17 protein-coding genes are annotated in these 18,110 nt (G+C 33.2%); 11 read left to right on the top strand and 6 right to left on the bottom strand.

What is annotated here, in order from left to right:
• Window positions 1–43: 43 nt before the first annotated feature.
• The 4 genes from flgH to lpxD all read left to right on the top strand — a co-directional run bounded on the left by flgH (window position 44) and on the right by lpxD (window position 4,004).
• Entirely contained in the window at window positions 44–748 is a 705-nt protein-coding gene (flgH, locus tag CHHT_RS03675; RefSeq protein ID WP_034963725.1) for a flagellar basal body L-ring protein FlgH, read from the top strand.
• Window positions 749–903: 155 nt separating this feature from the next.
• Window positions 904–2,580, top strand: coding sequence for an acetolactate synthase large subunit (locus tag CHHT_RS03680; RefSeq protein ID WP_034963727.1), 1,677 nt, complete (start codon window positions 904–906; stop codon window positions 2,578–2,580).
• A gap of 3 nt (window positions 2,581–2,583) precedes the next feature.
• Window positions 2,584–3,045: an acetolactate synthase small subunit gene (gene ilvN / locus CHHT_RS03685; RefSeq protein WP_034963729.1), complete on the top strand. Its 462-nt coding sequence runs from the start codon at window positions 2,584–2,586 to the stop codon at window positions 3,043–3,045.
• Window positions 3,045–4,004, top strand: a complete 960-nt coding sequence (lpxD, locus tag CHHT_RS03690) for a UDP-3-O-(3-hydroxymyristoyl)glucosamine N-acyltransferase (protein ID WP_034963730.1) — start codon at window positions 3,045–3,047, stop codon at window positions 4,002–4,004. The genes ilvN and lpxD overlap by 1 nt, the downstream gene beginning before the upstream one ends.
• A gap of 190 nt (window positions 4,005–4,194) precedes the next feature.
• Here lpxD and CHHT_RS03695 read toward each other — a convergent pair whose 3' ends face one another.
• Entirely contained in the window at window positions 4,195–4,794 is a 600-nt protein-coding gene (locus CHHT_RS03695; RefSeq protein ID WP_034963732.1) for a DedA family protein, read from the bottom strand.
• An 87-nt stretch (window positions 4,795–4,881) separates the two neighbouring features.
• Between CHHT_RS03695 and nadC the strand changes: the two genes are divergently transcribed.
• Together nadC and CHHT_RS03705 are read left to right on the top strand one after the other, a co-directional pair.
• Window positions 4,882–5,712: a carboxylating nicotinate-nucleotide diphosphorylase gene (gene nadC, locus CHHT_RS03700; protein WP_034963734.1), complete on the top strand. Its 831-nt coding sequence runs from the start codon at window positions 4,882–4,884 to the stop codon at window positions 5,710–5,712.
• Window positions 5,709–6,755 carry a quinolinate synthase gene (locus CHHT_RS03705; RefSeq protein WP_034963736.1) on the top strand — a complete coding sequence of 349 codons (1,047 nt, stop codon included), beginning with the start codon at window positions 5,709–5,711 and terminating at the stop codon, window positions 6,753–6,755. The genes nadC and CHHT_RS03705 overlap by 4 nt, the downstream gene beginning before the upstream one ends.
• Before the next feature lie 11 nt (window positions 6,756–6,766).
• Here the strand turns inward: CHHT_RS03705 and CHHT_RS03710 are convergent, their stop codons facing one another.
• The 5 genes from CHHT_RS03710 to CHHT_RS03730 are packed head-to-tail and all read right to left on the bottom strand — an operon-like array spanning window position 6,767 to window position 13,809.
• Complete coding sequence (locus CHHT_RS03710) at window positions 6,767–8,464, bottom strand: sensor histidine kinase (RefSeq protein WP_051663799.1); 1,698 nt, start codon at window positions 8,462–8,464, stop codon at window positions 6,767–6,769.
• Window positions 8,457–10,130 carry an ABC transporter substrate-binding protein gene (locus CHHT_RS03715; RefSeq protein WP_051663800.1) on the bottom strand — a complete coding sequence of 558 codons (1,674 nt, stop codon included), beginning with the start codon at window positions 10,128–10,130 and terminating at the stop codon, window positions 8,457–8,459. The genes CHHT_RS03710 and CHHT_RS03715 overlap by 8 nt, the downstream gene beginning before the upstream one ends.
• Window positions 10,123–10,809: a response regulator transcription factor gene (locus CHHT_RS03720; RefSeq protein ID WP_059431614.1), complete on the bottom strand. Its 687-nt coding sequence runs from the start codon at window positions 10,807–10,809 to the stop codon at window positions 10,123–10,125. Before CHHT_RS03720 ends, CHHT_RS03715 begins: the two co-directional genes overlap by 8 nt.
• Before the next feature lie 34 nt (window positions 10,810–10,843).
• A complete protein-coding gene (locus CHHT_RS03725) occupies window positions 10,844–11,398 on the bottom strand; it encodes a hypothetical protein (RefSeq protein WP_034963738.1) in 555 nt (184 codons plus the stop codon).
• Window positions 11,399–11,400: 2 nt separating this feature from the next.
• Window positions 11,401–13,809: a molybdopterin-dependent oxidoreductase gene (locus tag CHHT_RS03730; protein ID WP_034963740.1), complete on the bottom strand. Its 2,409-nt coding sequence runs from the start codon at window positions 13,807–13,809 to the stop codon at window positions 11,401–11,403.
• Between the two features lie 164 nt (window positions 13,810–13,973).
• On the opposite strand from CHHT_RS03730, the gene CHHT_RS03735 reads away from it, so the two are divergent.
• The 5 genes from CHHT_RS03735 (at window position 13,974) to CHHT_RS03755 (ending at window position 18,060) form a co-directional block, all read left to right on the top strand.
• The gene (locus CHHT_RS03735; protein WP_034963741.1) at window positions 13,974–15,149 is read left to right on the top strand and encodes an Opr family porin; all 1,176 of its coding nucleotides are present in this window, start codon (window positions 13,974–13,976) and stop codon (window positions 15,147–15,149) included.
• A 163-nt stretch (window positions 15,150–15,312) separates the two neighbouring features.
• Window positions 15,313–16,143 (top strand): formyltetrahydrofolate deformylase, encoded by an 831-nt coding sequence (gene purU / locus CHHT_RS03740; RefSeq protein ID WP_034963743.1) that lies wholly within the window; start codon window positions 15,313–15,315, stop codon window positions 16,141–16,143.
• Entirely contained in the window at window positions 16,144–16,632 is a 489-nt protein-coding gene (locus tag CHHT_RS03745; RefSeq protein ID WP_034963745.1) for a tRNA (cytidine(34)-2'-O)-methyltransferase, read from the top strand.
• A complete protein-coding gene (locus tag CHHT_RS03750) occupies window positions 16,620–17,900 on the top strand; it encodes an endonuclease/exonuclease/phosphatase family protein (RefSeq protein ID WP_034963747.1) in 1,281 nt (426 codons plus the stop codon). The genes CHHT_RS03745 and CHHT_RS03750 overlap by 13 nt, the downstream gene beginning before the upstream one ends.
• A 4-nt stretch (window positions 17,901–17,904) precedes the next feature.
• Complete coding sequence (locus CHHT_RS03755) at window positions 17,905–18,060, top strand: hypothetical protein (RefSeq protein ID WP_370510340.1); 156 nt, start codon at window positions 17,905–17,907, stop codon at window positions 18,058–18,060.
• Window positions 18,061–18,110: the final 50 nt, after the last annotated feature.

The raw sequence follows: 18,110 nt of genomic DNA on the forward strand, positions 1-18,110 counted from the left end.
AATTTGCTTAAACATTGTAGCATATTTATATTTAAGGTATATTATGAAAACAAAATATATTTTTATTTCAATTTTGTCTGTGTTTGCAGGTTGTGCTACGGGAACCGATCCGAAGATATCTATGCAACCTCCTGTTTATGTCGAAGAGCTACCATCAAGGGAGAACGGACTTGGGCAAAGTAATCCAGGAAGTCTGTTTGGTAGAGGGGATAATCCGTTATTTTCAGATAGAAAAGCTATGAATGTCAATGATATAGTAACTATAGTCATAGAAGAAACTACAAGCCAAACATCAAAGGCAAATAAAGCTACTGAAAAAGATAGTACTATATCTTTAAACGGCGGAGCATTTACTACGCCAGAGGGCTCACCGCTTAGCGGACCTTTAAGAGACGTAAATAAAATAGCCGGTATAGGATTTAGCGGTGGCAGCTCAAATAAATACAGTGGAAGCGGTAGTAATAGCAGAAATGAAGCATTTAATACGACTATTTCAGCTAGGATCATAAAAGTTTTAAATAACGGAAATTATTTTATAGAAGGTAGTAAAGAACTTCTTGTAAATAATGAAAAACAGATCATACAAATAAGTGGAGTTATAAGACCTTATGATATCAGCCAAAAAAATGAGATAGAGTCAAAATACATAGCTGATGCTAAAATTCTCTATAAAACAGAGGGTGAGATACAACGAGCTACAAAAAAACCGTGGGGAACAAGTCTTTTGGAAGCTATCTGGCCTTTTTGATTTCTTGTATATGACCTAATTTATTTAGTAAATGTGTAAAAAACACACATTTACTACTATAAATTTAGTGCTTTATCTTATATTTTTATACTCTTTTAATTTTACTTAACTAAACTAACGTTATAATTTTAGCATTTTTATACAAAGGTGGAATGATGAAAAAATTAAATGGTTCACAGATGATCAGTGAAGCATTAAAGCACGAAGGAGTTAGCGTTGTTTTTGGCTATCCCGGGGGAGCGGCTTTAAATATATATGATGAGACTTATAAGCAAAATTATTTTACTCATATACTTACTCGTCACGAACAAGCAGCAGTTCATGCAGCTGATGGATATGCTAGAGTTACAGGAAAAGTAGGTGTTGCTTTTGTTACAAGTGGTCCTGGTTTTACAAATGCTGTTACAGGGCTTGCTACTGCTTATGCTGATTCGATTCCACTGGTGCTCATAAGCGGTCAAGTCGCATTGCCGCTCATAGGTACAGACGCCTTTCAAGAGATAGATGCAGTGGGCATTTCACGTCCTTGTGTAAAACATAATTTTTTAGTTAAGACAGTAGATGAGCTTCCGCTTGTGCTAAAACAAGCTTTTTATATAGCAAGGTCTGGTAGACCAGGACCTGTGCATGTAGATATACCAAAAGACGTTACTGCTGCAATAGGCGAGTTTAAATACCCTGATGAGATAAAGATGCAAACGTATAAACCAAATACCAAAGGTCATCCAAATCAGATCAAAAAAGCCTGTGACGCCATAGCAAAATCAAAAAAACCTATAGCATATATAGGCGGTGGAGCTATAAGTAGCAATTCAAGTGATGAGATAAGAAAATTTCTATCAAAAACAAAGATACCAGCAGTAGAGACGCTTATGGCTCTTGGAGTTTTAAGAAGCGATGATGAACTAAATTTAGGTATGGTAGGAATGCACGGAAGTTACGCTGCAAATATGGCTCTTAGCGAAGCTGATCTTATCATCTGTTTGGGCGCAAGATTTGATGATAGGGTAACTGGCAAGCTTAGTGAATTTGGCAAAAACGCTAAAGTCATACACGTAGATATAGATCCAAGTAGTATCGGTAAGATAGTAAATGCTGAGTTTCCTATAGTCGGAGATCTAAAAAACGTTATGATAGAACTAAATAGCAAAATAGATCTAGATCCTGCGAATTTCGCTTCGTGGAGAGATCAGATAAAAATCTACGAAAATCTTCATCCGCTTGGTTTTAAAGATAGTGATGAGGTACTAAAACCGCAGTGGGTAATACAAAATATAGCTAGTATAGTAGGGGATGATGCTATCATAGCAACAGACGTCGGGCAGCACCAAATGTGGGTTGCGCAGTTTTATCCGTTTAATCATCCAAGGCAGCTTCTTACAAGCGGTGGATTAGGCACTATGGGCTTTGGTCTACCTTCTGCTATGGGCGCTGCGTTTGGAAGTGATAAGCCAGTCATCGCAGTAAGCGGGGACGGTGGATTTCTTATGAATGTTCAAGAGCTTATGACTTTGAGCGCTAATAAAAAAAGAGTTATAAATATAGTTTTAAATAACAACTTTTTGGGAATGGTTCGTCAGTGGCAAACATTTTTTTACGGTGGACGTTACTCAAATACGGATCTTGAGTTGCAGCCTGATTTTGTAAAAGTCTGCGAAGGCTTTGGCGGGATAGGATTTAGCGTAGAAACAAAAGACGAATTTAAAAAAGCCTTGCAAACAGCTTTAAAAAGCGATACTGTTAGCGTTATAGAAGTAAAGATAGATAGATTTGAAAACGTTTTACCGATGGTTCCAGCAGGCGCTGCGATCTATAATATGATTTTGGAGTAAGAGATGAGAAGAGTTATATCAGCTATAGTTTTAAATGAACACGGTGTTTTGAGCCGTATCGTCGGGCTATTTTCAGGGCGTGGATACAACATCGACTCGCTTACGGTTGCTCCTATCCCAGAAAGTGAGTTTTCAAGAGTAAATATCGTAACTAGCGGTGATGAGAGGGTTTTTGAACAGATAGTTAAACAGCTTCATAAACTCATACCTACATATAAAGTCATAGATAGTGGTGAGTTTATCGAAAAAGAGATGGTTTTGGTAAAAATTTCATTGTCTGAGGACTTTAGCGGACTTGACGCGATACTAAAATCATACAACGGAAGCGTTGCAAATGCAAATGAAAACTACATCATAGTTATGGCGTGTGATAATGCTAGCAGGATAGACTGCTTTATAAAAGTTATGAAAAAATATAATCCAGTTCAGATAGTAAGAAGTGGATCTGTGATGATGGAAATTTGATGAAATTAAGTGAAATTTATAAATTTTTGTGCTTGGAATTTAGTGGAGCTGATATTGAAATTTTGGCTTTAAATTCGCTTGGACGTGCAAATGAAAATGAGCTTAGCTACTGTGATAGTCCAAAAAACGCTAAATTTATAGAAGAGAGTAGAGCTGGAGCTATTTTAGTGACCAAAGATCTGGCAAATTTAGTTAAAAGTAGAGCCGTAATAGTAGAAAATCCTCATCTTGCTTTTGCTTTGCTATCAAAGCCGTTTTCTAAACCGCTTTTTTATCCAAAAGTAGAGTCTACCATAGATAGCACTGCAAAGATAATGCCAAATGTCTATATAGGAAGCAATGCTAAGATAGGTAAAAATGCGGTAGTTATGGCTGGAGCATATATAGGCGATAATGTCACGATAGGAGATGAGAGCATAATCCATCCAAACGTAGTCATCTATAATAACTCAAAAGTTGGCAGTCGTTGTCATCTAAATGCGAATTGTGTTATAGGGAGTGATGGTTTTGGCTTTGCGCACACAAAGCTTGGAGAGCATATCAAAATATACCATAACGGTTGGGTAGAGATAGAAGATGACGTAGAGATCGGAGCTTGCACAACTATAGATCGTGGAGTTTTTGAACCAACTATCGTAAAACGCTACTCAAAAATAGATAATCTAGTTCAAATAGGTCATAATTGTGAGCTTGGATTTGGTTGTATCATAGTTTCTCAAGTAGGTCTTGCAGGAAGTAGCAAACTAGGTCGCAATGTAGTCATGGGCGGACAAAGTGCGACTGCTGGGCATCTTAGTATAGGCGACTTTGCACAAGTCGCAGGTCGCGCAGGAGTGACGAAAGACTTACTTGGTGGCGAACAATACGCTGGATATCCAGTAATGCGGCTTAAAGAGTGGTTTAAAGTACAAGCTAAGATATTAAAAGAATTTGGGATAAAAAGAAAATTTTCGCAATAGACTTTTTATCTTGTAGATGAAAAGTCGGCTAAAATTTGGAATAGCAAACAAATTTAACGCAATAGAAAACTCGTATGAGTTTTCGGCGAAAATTTGAAAATATGACCCATATATCAAAGGTAAAATAGCCTCAAATGGCTATTTTACGGTGAAAATTTTGAAGCATTTGTTTTTTATATTAAGAAAAAAATTATTTTTCCTTTTTTTTGATATAAAGATAGACTGCTGTTATAAAAAATACTACAAATATCAGAGCTATGGTTATGATATGCAGATACTCTTTTATAAGCTCTTCTTGATCTCCAAGTATATATCCGATAGCCATAAGTATAGCAACCCAAATTCCAGCTCCTAGAGTCGTAAGCAGTGAAAATCTAAATATATTCATTTTAGCAAGTCCAGCAGGTAGGCTGATGTACTGACGAATTCCAGGAAGTAAGCGGCAATTAAAAGTCGATATCTCGCCGTATTTTTCAAAAAATGTTTCAAATTTTCTCATTTTTTCTTCAGTTATGCCGACAAATTTACCGTATTTTTCTATAAAAGGACGTCCAAAAAAGTAACATAGATAATAATTAAACAGTGCTCCAAAAAGGCTTCCCGAAGCTCCTGATAAAAATGCTAAAAACATATTCATATCGCCTTTAAAAACTAGATAACCAGCTGGTATCATCACTACTTCACTAGGAAATGGAAAAAAACTACTCTCAAGCGCCATAAGTAAAAATATACCTATATATCCCCAGTCCGCGACTAGATCGACTAAAAAATTTATAATACTTTCCAGCATAAATTTATCCTTTTAAAAAGGGTGTATTTTACCCATATTTTTTAAATTTGGATTGAAATTCGTATTGTTTTTATATATAATAATACTATGAATGAAAATATAAATGAACTTATAAGATTGGCTCTTAAAGAAGATCTAAACGATCAAGGCGACATTACAAGTCTGGCGATTTTTGGCTCGCAAGAGGATGAATTTATCCTTATTAGCAAAGATAATGGTGTGCTTTGTGGTATGGATATCTTTACAAAAGTTTTTAAATTTATAGATAGCAAAATCAAAGTAGAAACATACTTTTATGATGGAGATGATATAGCTTATGGTAACGCTATAGCTAAAATATCTGGGAGGGTTACTAGCATTTTACAAGCTGAAAGAATAGCTATAAATTTCATAAGTTATCTCTGCGCTATAGCGACAAAAACTTCGCTTTTCGTAAAAGAGGCTAATGGCGCAGTAAAGATATTAGATACTAGAAAAACACTACCTGGATATAGAATGTTAGCAAAATACGCCGTAAAATGCGGTGGCGGTGAAAATCATCGGATAGGGCTTTTTGATATGGTTTTGATAAAAGACAACCATATAGACGCTGCAGGCGGCATTACAAACGCAGTTACTAAAGTAAGACAAAAATACGGAAATAAATTTAAAATAGAAGTAGAAACTAGAAATTTAGATGAAGTAAGAGAGGCTTTGAGCTTGGATATCGACATTATTATGTTAGATAATATGAGCTTGGATATGATGAGCGAAGCAGTCAAGATAATATCTAAAAAAGTTTTTGTAGAGGCATCTGGAAATATGAGCTTCCAAAGGATAAAAGAGGTTGCAAACTGCGGTATAGATGCTATCTCTTTTGGCGAGCTGACTCACTGTGTGAAAGCTTTTGATTTTTCTTTGAAAAAGGAGTTTATATGAATTTAGACGAAAAAATAGAAAATATATTATCTAAATATGGTGATAAAATAATAATAGCGGCCCATCACTACCAAAAAGATGAGATAGTAAAATATGCGAATTTAGTTGGGGATTCGTATAAATTAGCCGTGGAGTGTTCAAAAGGCGACGCCGAGTTCATCGTGCTTTGCGGAGTGTATTTTATGGCTCAAAGTGCGGCTTTACTAGCTAAAAATACTCAAAAAGTACTCATACCAGAAACTAGCGCCGGCTGTCCTATGGCCGATATGATAAGCGGCGATAAAGCAGAAGCTATCATCACTAAGATAAATAAAATGAGCGGTAAAAATGTAGCTCCTATAGTTTATATGAACTCACTCATAGACTCAAAAGCAGTTTGCGGTAAATTTGATGGTTCAGTTTGTACTAGCTCAAATGCTAAAAAAATTATATCATACTTCTTAGATCAAGGTCGTCCGGTATTTTTCTATCCTGATCTGCATCTAGCTTGCAACTGTGCAAACAAGCTGGGTATAGCACGTGAGCAAATGGCGGTTTTTTCTAGAGATATGAGCTTGAGGCTAAACTGCGATATAAAAGACGTAAAAATGTTTTTGTATGATGGATACTGTCACGCTCACCAGAGATTTAAAGTAGAACACATAGATGACATCAAGGCTAAATTTAATGATATAAATATCATAGTCCATCCAGAATGCAAAGAAGACGTCGTGGCAAAATCGAACTTTGTAGGTTCTACGGATTTCATCTATAAAACGGTTTCAAATGCAAAACCAGGCTCAAAATGGGCGATAGGTACTGAGCTAAATTTCGTAAATAGACTAGCCTTGCAAAATCCAGATAAATTTATAATCCCGCTTGCCAAATCACCTTGTTTTAATATGGAAAAGATCACGCTTCAAAGCCTAGCAAATACACTTATGAATATACAAAATCATATAGAAAATGGTGAGGCGCTAAACAACTTACTAAAAAGCGATGAATCACTAAGATCGGACGCGGAAAAAACATTGAGACAAATGATAAAGATAAATGAGTCGTAAGATCAGGCAACTTATGCTTTATGAGTGCTTTTAGGCTCGATCTTTAAAACTTTTATAGTAAAAAGTGCGCCTTCATCGGTGTTTTTAACATTTATGAATCCGTACATGTTTCTTTCTATAATGTTTTTTGACATATATAGTCCGATCCCAGTTCCTTGGGTTTTATATCTGGTGGTAAAGTATGGCTCAAAAATTTTATCTAATATTTTTTCGGCTATACCTCCGGCATTATCTGAGATTTTTACTATGGAGTAATTATTGCCTTCTTTGATCTCTATATTTATTCTTGGGAATTTAATTTTTCGTTCTATGATTATGTCTTTTGCATTGCTTAAAATATTTAGTATTACTTGAGAGTATTCATTTTTATATCCTAAAATATTTGTATCTTTTATCGTGTTAAATTTCAAACTTATTTCATGATATCTTAGAGAAGATTCTATGATTTTTGCTGCTTCTTTGCATGCGTTTTGAACAGAAAATATCTCTTTTTCGCCTCTTGGTTTAAAGAAATTTTGAAAATCAGTTATCGTTTGAGACATATAAGCAGTAAGTTTATTAGCTTCTTTGATTTTTTCATTTAGGTATTTTTTATCAAATTTGTTAAAATCATAAGTAACTTTCATATTCATATGAATAGCAGAAATTTCCGCTAACGGTTGTCTCCACTGATGAGCGATATTTCCTATCATTTCACCCATTGCTGCTAATTTGCTTTGTTGTACTAAAAGTTGTTCTTGTGCTAAACGTTGTTTTATCTCTTTATTGATACGTTTTTCTAGGTTATCGATCATATCATTTATCATATTTTTTAGTTCGTTTAGTGATTTATCGTTTGTGTTTTCATACAATCTAGTTCCTAAATTTCCACTTTTTAGATTTTCTAATATTTTTGTTGCATTTTTTATTAAGGCTTCATTTTGTTCAATATTATTGCTGATATATAGGATATTTTTGTTTATTATCGTTGCCATTTGTTTAAATTCGTCGTTGCATGATAACTCTATTTTATTTACTTGAGTTTTTTTATCATTTAAATATTTAAAAAAATCGTTCAATCCATTTTGTACCAAAGATATTGAGCTTATGATATTATTTGAAATAAGCCAGTTTATAAAAACAGAAAAGATAAGAATGAGCATTATGCTGATAATTATCTCAAATTTGATTTCTTTTGTTTTTGTAACTGCGTCGTTATATGCGATAGTTGAGTTGTTTAATGATTTTCTTTGTAAATTTAAGAGCCTATCCATAAGTATATCAAACTGTTTTTTTGCTACGGTAGTGATGTTGATATATGCACCTTCTTCAAACTCGTCATCTAAATATTCTTTAGTCTGATAAAAGAGATTTTTGTAATTATTCCAAATTTCGTAAATTTCGTAGTTATATCGTTTGACGTCGTTAAAATTTGCATTTAAGTGTTTGATGATCTCGTCTATTTCTAGCTGTATATTTTTTCTTATATCTTGGTTTGGCGCCATTACTAAAGAATGACTTAATTGTCTTAGATTGTAAAGTGGAGTTATGATGTTGTTTTGAAGAGATAAAACAGCTTGTGATTTGCTATGTACATCTCTTAGTATGATTTGATTGTCTTTGCTTATATATATTGTTTTATAGCCTAAAATACTTATTGAAATAAGTAAGATAAAAAACAATATGCCAAGTTTAGTTTTTATGCTTATATTTTTTATAAATTTAATCATGTGTATATCTTTTTGGTTTGATAGGTCTTTTTAGCTTGTCTGGATAGTGTTTATCCTTTCTAATAGACCAGTGGTCGTTGCTTATCTCTATCTCCCATAAAGGTATAATGCCTCCTTGATATGGTTTAAAAATCACTTCTTTATTTACGGCTATTATTTTGTTAGGAGAAGGGACTCTTAGCGTATATGCTTTGGCTCTAGCTCTTAGTAATATATTTTTAACTACCTTTTTATACTCGTCACTATTTGTTTTTGTGATAAAAAATTTATCGATATAGTTTTGCATAATTGGATCTGGTGGTATGGTTGACCAGACACTGTTGTTTTCATATATAAAAAAGACAGTCCATGGATTTTGATAATACCAGTCATCATTTCCCCAGATGAGCAGATCCCATTTTTGTCTGTTTTTATTTGAACTAGTTGTTAAAAGTTGTTTATAAATATCTTTTTCGCTTGATGTGATTTTATAGTTAAATTTAACTCCGTACTCTTTTAGTTGGTATTCTATACCTTTTAATAAAAATAAAAATCTATCTTGAGTAAATACTTCTAAAATTAGTCCATTTAACAAGGAATTTAGTTTTTGTTTTGAGAAGATGTCTTCTTTTATAGACTCTTCTTTCGCGATCTCTTCTACTACTTTATAGTTTATAGAAGCTGTAAATGGAGATATTTTACCTTCATTTTTATAAACAAATTTTAGTAAATTTTTACGGTTTAATGCCTGATTTAAAGCTATTCTTACATCTTTATTTAGAAGTTTTTTATTGCCATTTATGAGATTAAAAAATATTGTTATATTATCGGTTGATTTCGAGACTATTAATTTAGCGTATTTTGACGTGATAACATCTAATTTTTTGTTAAAAGGTATAGGTGCTAGATCTAATTTACCTTCAAATTTAGTTATATCATCCATAGCTTGCTTTATACTAAGTTGCGTATATACTGTTATATATCTAATCTTTGGATACTCTTTGTTCCAGTAAAATGGATTTGCTTCAAGTTCGATTTTATCAGTATGCCTATCTCCTCTTGCGTATCCACTTTTTATGATATACGGACCCATTCCAAAAGCACCAGCAGCTCTATTTGCAGTTCCGGTTTCTTCTCCGATTGGATTGTATTTTTCAATGTATTCTTTAGTATAAAAATATACTCTTGCAAGATCTGTTAAAAACATCTCATAAGGTTGCTTCAATATGATTTTTAAATGTGTTTCATCTAATTTATACACTTCAAAATCGATCTTATCTATATTCGTATATAAAAATGGATTTTTTTTGAAAAAATTAAGATTATATATGGCATCGTCTATACTAAAATCGGTTCCATTTTGGAATTTAAGATTTTTTCTTAGTTCAAATATATATGTAAACTCATCAACTCTTTTATGACTTTTTGCTAGATCATAAACCCAACCTTGTTCATTGTCATAAGAGCGTATAAGACCAGCATTTGTGGATTTTGCAATGTATGAATACGGAATAGAAGGTAAAAATATATTGATATGTGAGTTTGGATGAAGTTGCTTTGCTTTATTGTCTTTTGTTGTATCGTCTCTATACTCAAATTCATTTACTAAGTAAGATAAATCACTTGCCCAAGAAAATGCGTTTAGCCATAGAAAATAACTAAAAAATAATGCTATGAATTTAAGCAAAGCGATATCCCAAACCAGATATATTTATTATTATATCTGTTGGTAACTTTTTTCTTAAATTTCTAACAAGCGACCTTAGAGCGCTATCTGTCATAATATCTGCATCCCAAACTCTACTTTGAAGTTCTTCATACGTTGTTATTTTTCTTTGGTTTTTAATCAGCACTTCAAAAAATAACATCTCTTTTTTATTTAAATTTATAGACTTATTTTTATAATAAAGCTCTTTCTTGTCAAAGTCATAAGAGTAATCTTTATCTACTTCTAATTTCACTATATTATTTATATCTAATATGCTAACGCATTTTTCTAAAGTTTGCAGCAAAATATCTAAGTCGATAGGTTTTACTAGATATTTTTCCATATGTAACTCAACGGCGTCCATAAGATATTTTTTGTCTATATGAGCCGTTATCATTATGATAGGAGTTTTTCTATCTTGCTCTCTTATTTTTTTTACAAGCTCGATACCATTTAGTATAGGCATATGAATATCGCTCAGTATGATATCTGGGGCTTTATCTTGGTAAATCCGATAAGCTTCATCGCCATTAGAAGTCTCAAAGACTTCTTTGACGTAGTATCTCAAGCTATCAGCGATATTTTTTCTTATGCCTTCTTCGTCTTCTGCGTAAAGAACTTTTAGTGTTTGTAATTTATCTAACATTTTACCGTTCATAATAACTCTTTTACTTAAGAAAGTATATCAAAATTTAGTTAAGATCATTACTTAGTCCGTTTGATGCGTTTGATTTTAAATATCTCAAAAGATATTTTGATTCTGCTTCGTCAAGCTTTGCAAAGTCTTTCATAGGTAGAAATAGCGCTTCCCATTCAACCATTGTATGATGCTTTACATCTTGTGCGGCATGACACTGGGTGCACATGTCAAAAAAGAACTCTTCATGTTCTTCCCATACTTCTTTGCTGTCTTTTGTCAGGTACTGCTTATCTATGATACCGACTAACTCTACTTCATTTTCTTGTTTATTGTTTGGTTTAAACCCATCTTCTAATGTTGCTATTAGCAGTTCTTTATTTTTAGTAGAATATACGTTTTTACCATCTATAAAACCATTTATCGCTATTTTAGCTTTATCCCCTAAATCTTTTGTAAGTTTTACTGGAACGCCTAAATATATATTTGCTATTTTTTCATTGTCGGATTTTATCTTTGTATCTTGAAAAATATAAAATATATCATTTGAGCTTACTGTTGATATAAGTATCCCGGATAAAATTAATTTTATGATTAGTGTCTTTTTCATTATTATGCTCCTATTATTACTGGTGGCTGATATGCATTATTTGGCGAGATTGAGCTTACTTTTTTTATCGATACTAAGCAAGTGTTTGCAGTAGTTGCTTGTGCCATTGACGAAGACGGTCTTGATGAGGTCAAAACATTTACTTGTCCAGAATTGCATCTTGAGTTATCTGCTTTTGGATCTTCTGGAGAATACCATGCGCCTTCTTCTATAGCTACGACGCCTTGCCTTATGGTTTTTGTTATTACTACTCCAGCAAGTATGCTACCTCTGTCGTTATAAACCTCAACTACCTCTCCATCTTTTATGTCAAATTTAGCAGCATCTTCAGGTGATATCCTTATAGGTTCTCTACCTTGAACTTTATGAGCATTTTGCACCCAAGTGTTATCAAGCTGCGAATGAACTCTATATGTAGGATGTGGTGAAAGTAGGTGAAGCGGGTATTTTTTAACTAGTTTTTCATTGCCGAGCCATTCAGCAGGTTCTATCCAGATGGGATGCCCTACAAAGTCTTTATATCCAAAACTTGCAAATTTATCAGAGTAGATTTGAATTTTGCCTGTTTCTGTTTTTAGAGGATTTGCTAATGGATCTTTTCTAAATTCTTCATGTCTGACGTATTGTCTTGCTTCATCTGGGATATCATATTTTACAACACCTTTTTTCCAGAATTCTTCAAAAGATATATTTAATTCTCTTGCAGCATAAGATCTGGCATAAAATCTTTGGATCCACTCCATAGTGGTTCTTCCTCTTGTAAATTTTTGTTCTTTATCAAATCTTTTTGCAAGATTTGCAAAAATTTCATAATCGTCTTTGGATTCGTATCTAGGCGAAATGACTTGTTTCATAGCAAAAATTCTATCATTTGAGTACGACATACCAGATGTTATATCGTTTCTTTCTAAAGTAGTTGTTGCTGGTAAGACTATATCTGACATTTTTGCAGTCGGAGTCCACCATGGATCAATCGTTACTACAGTATCTAGTTTTTTCATAGCTTTTATAAGCTCATTTACGTCTGGTTGATGTCCTATAGGAGAGCTACCAGTACATAGCATAAATTCGACTTTAGGATAGGTTATTTGTGTGCCTTTAAACGTAATCGTTTTACCTGGATTATTTATAAGATCACTCATTCTTGATGCTGGGATATTTAAATTTACAGTATTTCCAGATCCTTGACTCATACCTCCAACCGTTATCTTACCAGAAGCTGCGTCCCCACCGCCTTCATAGTGCATAGAAAAGCCAAATCCTCCGCCAGCTAGTCCGATTTGTCCAATCATAGAAGCTAAAGTTATAAGTGCCCAATCGACTTGTTCGCCGTGATGAGCTCTTTGCATAGCCCAATTGCCTGCTATAAAAGTTCTATTTTTTACCATAACGTCTGCTAATTCTTCTATCTGCTTAGCAGGTATCTCTGTTAGCTTAGAAGCCCATTTTGTATTTTTGTCTATTTTGTCATTTTTACCTAATAGATATGGCAGAAATTTATCAAATCCATAAGTATATTTTTTTATAAATTCTTTATCGTATTTTTTTGATTTATACAGATAATTCATCATACCAAGCATTAGCGCTACGTCAGATCCTGGTCTTATTTTTATCCATTTGGCTTTAAATTCCTGAGCAGTTCTAGTATAAATAGGATCTATGGATATAAATTTGATTCCGGCTTTTTTATACTCTTCGTAAGCGTCAATGTGTCTGTTGTTTGGTACAGACCAGCCTACTGTATTTGTTTTATAAAGATCTGTTCCCCAAAGAACCATAACTTTTGTATTTTTGATGATCTGTTCATGAGCGGTTTGTATAGAATAAACTTCCATATCTCCTACTACAATAGGATTTGTTGGTCCAGCAGCTCCGTTTGAGTATTCTCCAGCAGTTCCTACGGCTCCACCTATAAGATTAAAAAATCTTCCAGCCAATGCATTTGGTTTAAATGCCCCAGGGTGCGACCATCCGCTATAAGCAGAATTATATAATGCTTGATTACCGCCTTTTTGTTGGGCTGTTTTTATAGCATCAGCCACCAAGTCCAAAGCTTTATCCCACGATACTCTAACAAATTCTTCAGATCCTCTTAGCTCTCCTATTCTTTTGCCTTCTAAATAACTTTTTCTAACAACTGGATATTTTACTCTTGAGTTTGTAGTTGTTCTATCGCTTAAGGCTTGAACCATAACAGTAGGATTTGCATCAGAGTCTAGTTGAGATGATATATCTACTATTTGCCCTTCTCTTACGTGAGCATAAAATGGTCCAAAATGCGAAGCATGTGGGATAAGCTCTGTTCTGTTTAAAAGCTCTTTTGCACTAATACTACTTAAAGAGCCGTTCGCCATAAGGGCAGCCGTTCCTAATACTCCTTTTTTTAAAAAGTCTCGTCTTGAATTTTGCATTTTTTTGATCCTTATTAAAGTTATGATGAAACGATAACAAAAAAATGTAGCAAAAAAATCGCTAAAAAAGATTTCTTTATATCTTAAATTTTATATGCATGGTAGTAGATTTTTATTCGATTTTTTATTGCTAACATTTCGATATTTCAAAAAAAGGAGAACTGATGAAAAACTTAAAAAGTTTATCTGCGGTAGTAGTGTTGTCGTTGTGTAGTGATATAAGCGCAAATAGTTTAGCAGAAGCTCTTAGCGGAGGTAAGGCTAGTGGCGAAGTAGCTGCAACATACGAAATGAGAAAACAAGATAAAGAACTTAGTTTGTGGAATAATTATTATTCTAATACTAATTATGCTGTCGGCTCTGTCGCATTAAAATATGAAACATTGGAATGGAAAAACATAACTTCTACTATTAAATTTAGAGGCTACAAAACCTTATTTGAAGGCGGAGACGATGAGATGCATTATACTGGTTATGGAGATTCTGCTGAGAGATTTTATAAAAATGGTAAAAATAGAAATGTAGATTTTGAAGAGATATTTTTAAAATATAATATAAATAGTTTTTCCGTGATAGCCGGTAGACAGTTCATATCGACTGATTGGATCAATAAAACGCATGATGCCATAAGAGTAGGAGCTAGTTTTGGAGATACTACGTTAGATGCGATTTACTCTTATAAGTATGGTAGAGTGTATGCTAGAGACTATAGACCTTTAGTCGAAACAAATGATAATGATGGTGTTTATAAAGCGGATTTGACTCATAAGATAAATGAGTATATATCGGCTAGCGTATATGATTTTACTGCCCCAAATATTAGAGATATCTATGGTGCAAAGATAAATTTAAAATTTGCAGAGTCTTCTTTAAGAGTTCATTATGCTTTTAATAAAGATAAAAAAGATTCGTCAAAAGATTCAAGTCTTATAGACATAATGTTAAGTACAACTTATAATGGCTTTACTCCTTATATTGGATTTGTCGGTATAGACAGCGATGCTAGATTTAACTATATGGCAGGCGAGATCATTATTCCGTTTGAAGAAGGCGATCAAATGTATTTAAAAGGCGCTAAAACATACTATGCCGGACTAAATAAGTCGTTTGGAGACTTTAGCGTAGGTGTTCTTTATGGTATTACTACTTATGATGAGTCAAATGATCTTTCTGGAAAAGCTGGAAATTTTAGAAAAGACGAATTTAACCTATGGCTTGGGTATTTGATCACTAAAAACTTAAATGCGAATTTAGGTTATGCAATGACAAACGAAGATAAAGACGATCTAGCTACTACAGATTTACAACAGATAAATTTAACTTTTACATATAAATTTTGATATAAAATTTCATCAATTCTCCTTTTAAAAAAGAGGAGAATTGTCATCTGCGATATAGATAGTAGTTATACTAATATTATGCTTGATATCTATTTTCATAGTTTAACTTTTAAGCAAAAAAACTGTATAATCTATCCAATTTTTTTAAATTTTTGGAGCGGTTGTGGATTATATTTTAAAGATTGATTGCAATGATGAAAAAGGTCTCATACTAAGAGTTAGCGAGATAGTATTTAAAAACGGGCTAAACTATGTGAGTACAAGCGAATTCGTCGATCACGAGAATGAGCGTTTTTATATGCGTGCTGTTATAGTAGGCGATGTAAATTTAGATGAATTCAAAAATACTTTAAGCGCATTTTTACCGCGTGATGCGCGTATTTTTTGTGAAGAGATCAGAAAAAAAGATATTGCAATTTTAGCTACAAAAGAAAATCACTGCTTAGGCGATCTACTCATCAAACATAGTAGTGGCGAGCTAAATGCTAACATAGTTTGCGTAGTAGCAAATCACGATACGCTTAAGCCTTTAGTAGAAAAATTTGACATTCCATTTAACTTGGTAAGCGCTGAAAATCTTAGTAGAGAGGAGCATGAAAATGCGGTTTTAGAAGTGCTTAAAAAGTATAAATTTGATTATATGGTTTTAGCAAAATATATGCGAATTTTAAGTCCTTTTTTTGTATCGAATTTTCCTAAGAAAATCATAAATATCCACCATTCGTTTTTACCTGCTTTTATCGGCGCAAATCCATATAAACAAGCTTTTGAGCGAGGAGTAAAGATCATCGGAGCGACCGCTCATTTCGTGACTGATGACTTAGATGAAGGACCTATCATCACTCAAGACGTTATAAGGGTAAATCACGAAATGACTTGGAAAGATATGCAAAGAGCTGGAAGAAATGTCGAAAAAGTAGTACTTAGCAATGCTTTAGATCTTGTTTTTGACGAGCGCGTTTTTGTACATGAAAACAAAACGGTGATTTTTTAGATGTTTAATATAGTTTTAGTAAATCCGCAGATCCATACAAACACAGGAAGTATCGGAAGAATGTGTGTAAATTCAGGCTGTAAACTACACATCATTAAGCCTTTGGGATTTGAGATAGATGATAAACATTTACGCCGTGCTGGGCTTGATTACTGGGCTAAACTAGATCCAAAAATCTGGGATAGTTTGGAGCAGTTTTTAAGTATAAATACTAAATTTAAAGATAGATTTTTTTTCGCTACGACAAAGACAAATCAGCTTTATTTCAATGCCAAATTTCAAAAAGGAGATTTTATATTTTTTGGTTCTGAAACGAGCGGATTGCCACTTGATCTTATGCGTTTAAATAAAGAAAACCGCATAACCATACCTATGACAAATGATGGTAGAAGTCTAAATTTAGCAACAAGTGTAGGTATAGTGACTTATGAAGCTATTCGCCAAAATATAGATGAATTTGATTTTAGGGATGAGATTTGCGAGTTTTGATCATACTTTTTATGTGTGTGTTTGCATTTTGCGCTGAGCTTAAAATCGCTACTTTTAACACTGAAAATTTATTTGATGGCACACAAAATGGTAACGAATATAAAGATTTTAGAAACGGTAAATGGAATAACGCTAAATATTCTCATAAACTAAACCAAATCAGTAATGTTATAAAATCCATAAATGCCGATGTTATTGCACTTCAAGAGATAGAAAATGAGGGAGTTTTAAAAGACTTAGCTATCAAATCAGGCTATAAATATTTCAAATTCGCCCTGAGCGATAAAAATTCACCATTTGGACTTGGTTTTTTGTCTAAAAAGCCTATTGTAAGTAGTAAAATATTTAACGTAAATGGTGTAAAAACAAGACCGATTTTAATGATAGAAATAGCGTTTGCCAAAGAAAATATAAAGCTCTTTACGGCTCATTTACCCGCACAAAAAAATAGTTTAAAATATAGAAAGATAGCAGCAGATACGTTAATAAACGCCGCTAAAGGCAAAAAACACGCTGTAATCTTAGGCGATCTAAATAGTGATTTTGGATATGGCTTTTTGCTAAATGACTTGAATGGTGAGTTTAAAAATATGTGGGAATTCATGAATTCTTGGCAAAGAAAGTCCCATGTAAGAGGGAGCGCTATAGATCATATAATGCTTAGTAATGATTTTTTTAGTGGCGGTGATCTGATATATAAAAAAAATAGTTTTAGCGTTTATGATAAAAGCAGCGCCTCAGATCATTATCCGATTTATGTTGTTATCTCAGATGAACAAAAAATGCAAAATTTACAATTAAAAAATATAAATGAAATTTATAAACCTAGCAACGAACCTTCAAGGATAATCGGTGTTTTGATTTACCGTGATGATAAAGGCTTTGTTCTAAGTGATGAAAATAGACGTGGAATTTATGTTTTTACGGATAAAAAACTTCCTCTTGGCACAAAAATCGATATGAGCGTTTTTGAAACAAAAGAGTATAAAGGAAATCTCGAAATCACGAATTTCGATATAAATAGCGTTCAAACCGGAGCTTATGAGAACCTAAAAGATTTTATGCTTAGCTCTAGTGATTTAAGTATGGCTAGGAGCGGAGATGTCTTGCACTCTATAAGTCTAGAATTAAAAGATGGTTATGCGTACATAAACTCGCAAAAATTTAAAGTTTATAGTAAATTTAGAAGTTTAAAAGATGGTATCTATGACTTTAAAAATGTTTTAGTTTGGAGCTACCGTGGGCAAAAGGAGCTTATAGTTGAGTGATTTTTTGAATTTTTTAATGTGGATTTTGATAGTTTTGTTTGTGTTTGTTTTTGTGGTAGGATTTAACCGTCAGATGATGGAAAAAAACCGCATTAGAGATGAGATAATAGCTAAAAGAAAAGAAGCAAAGCAAAACGAAGAAAATAAAAAAGATAAGTAAGTTTTAGTGCTATAAAGCTATTTGTATTTATAACGAAAAATGGAGATGAA

This window comes from Campylobacter hyointestinalis subsp. hyointestinalis, assembly GCF_013372145.1.
Taxonomy (GTDB): Bacteria; Campylobacterota; Campylobacteria; order Campylobacterales; family Campylobacteraceae; genus Campylobacter; species Campylobacter hyointestinalis.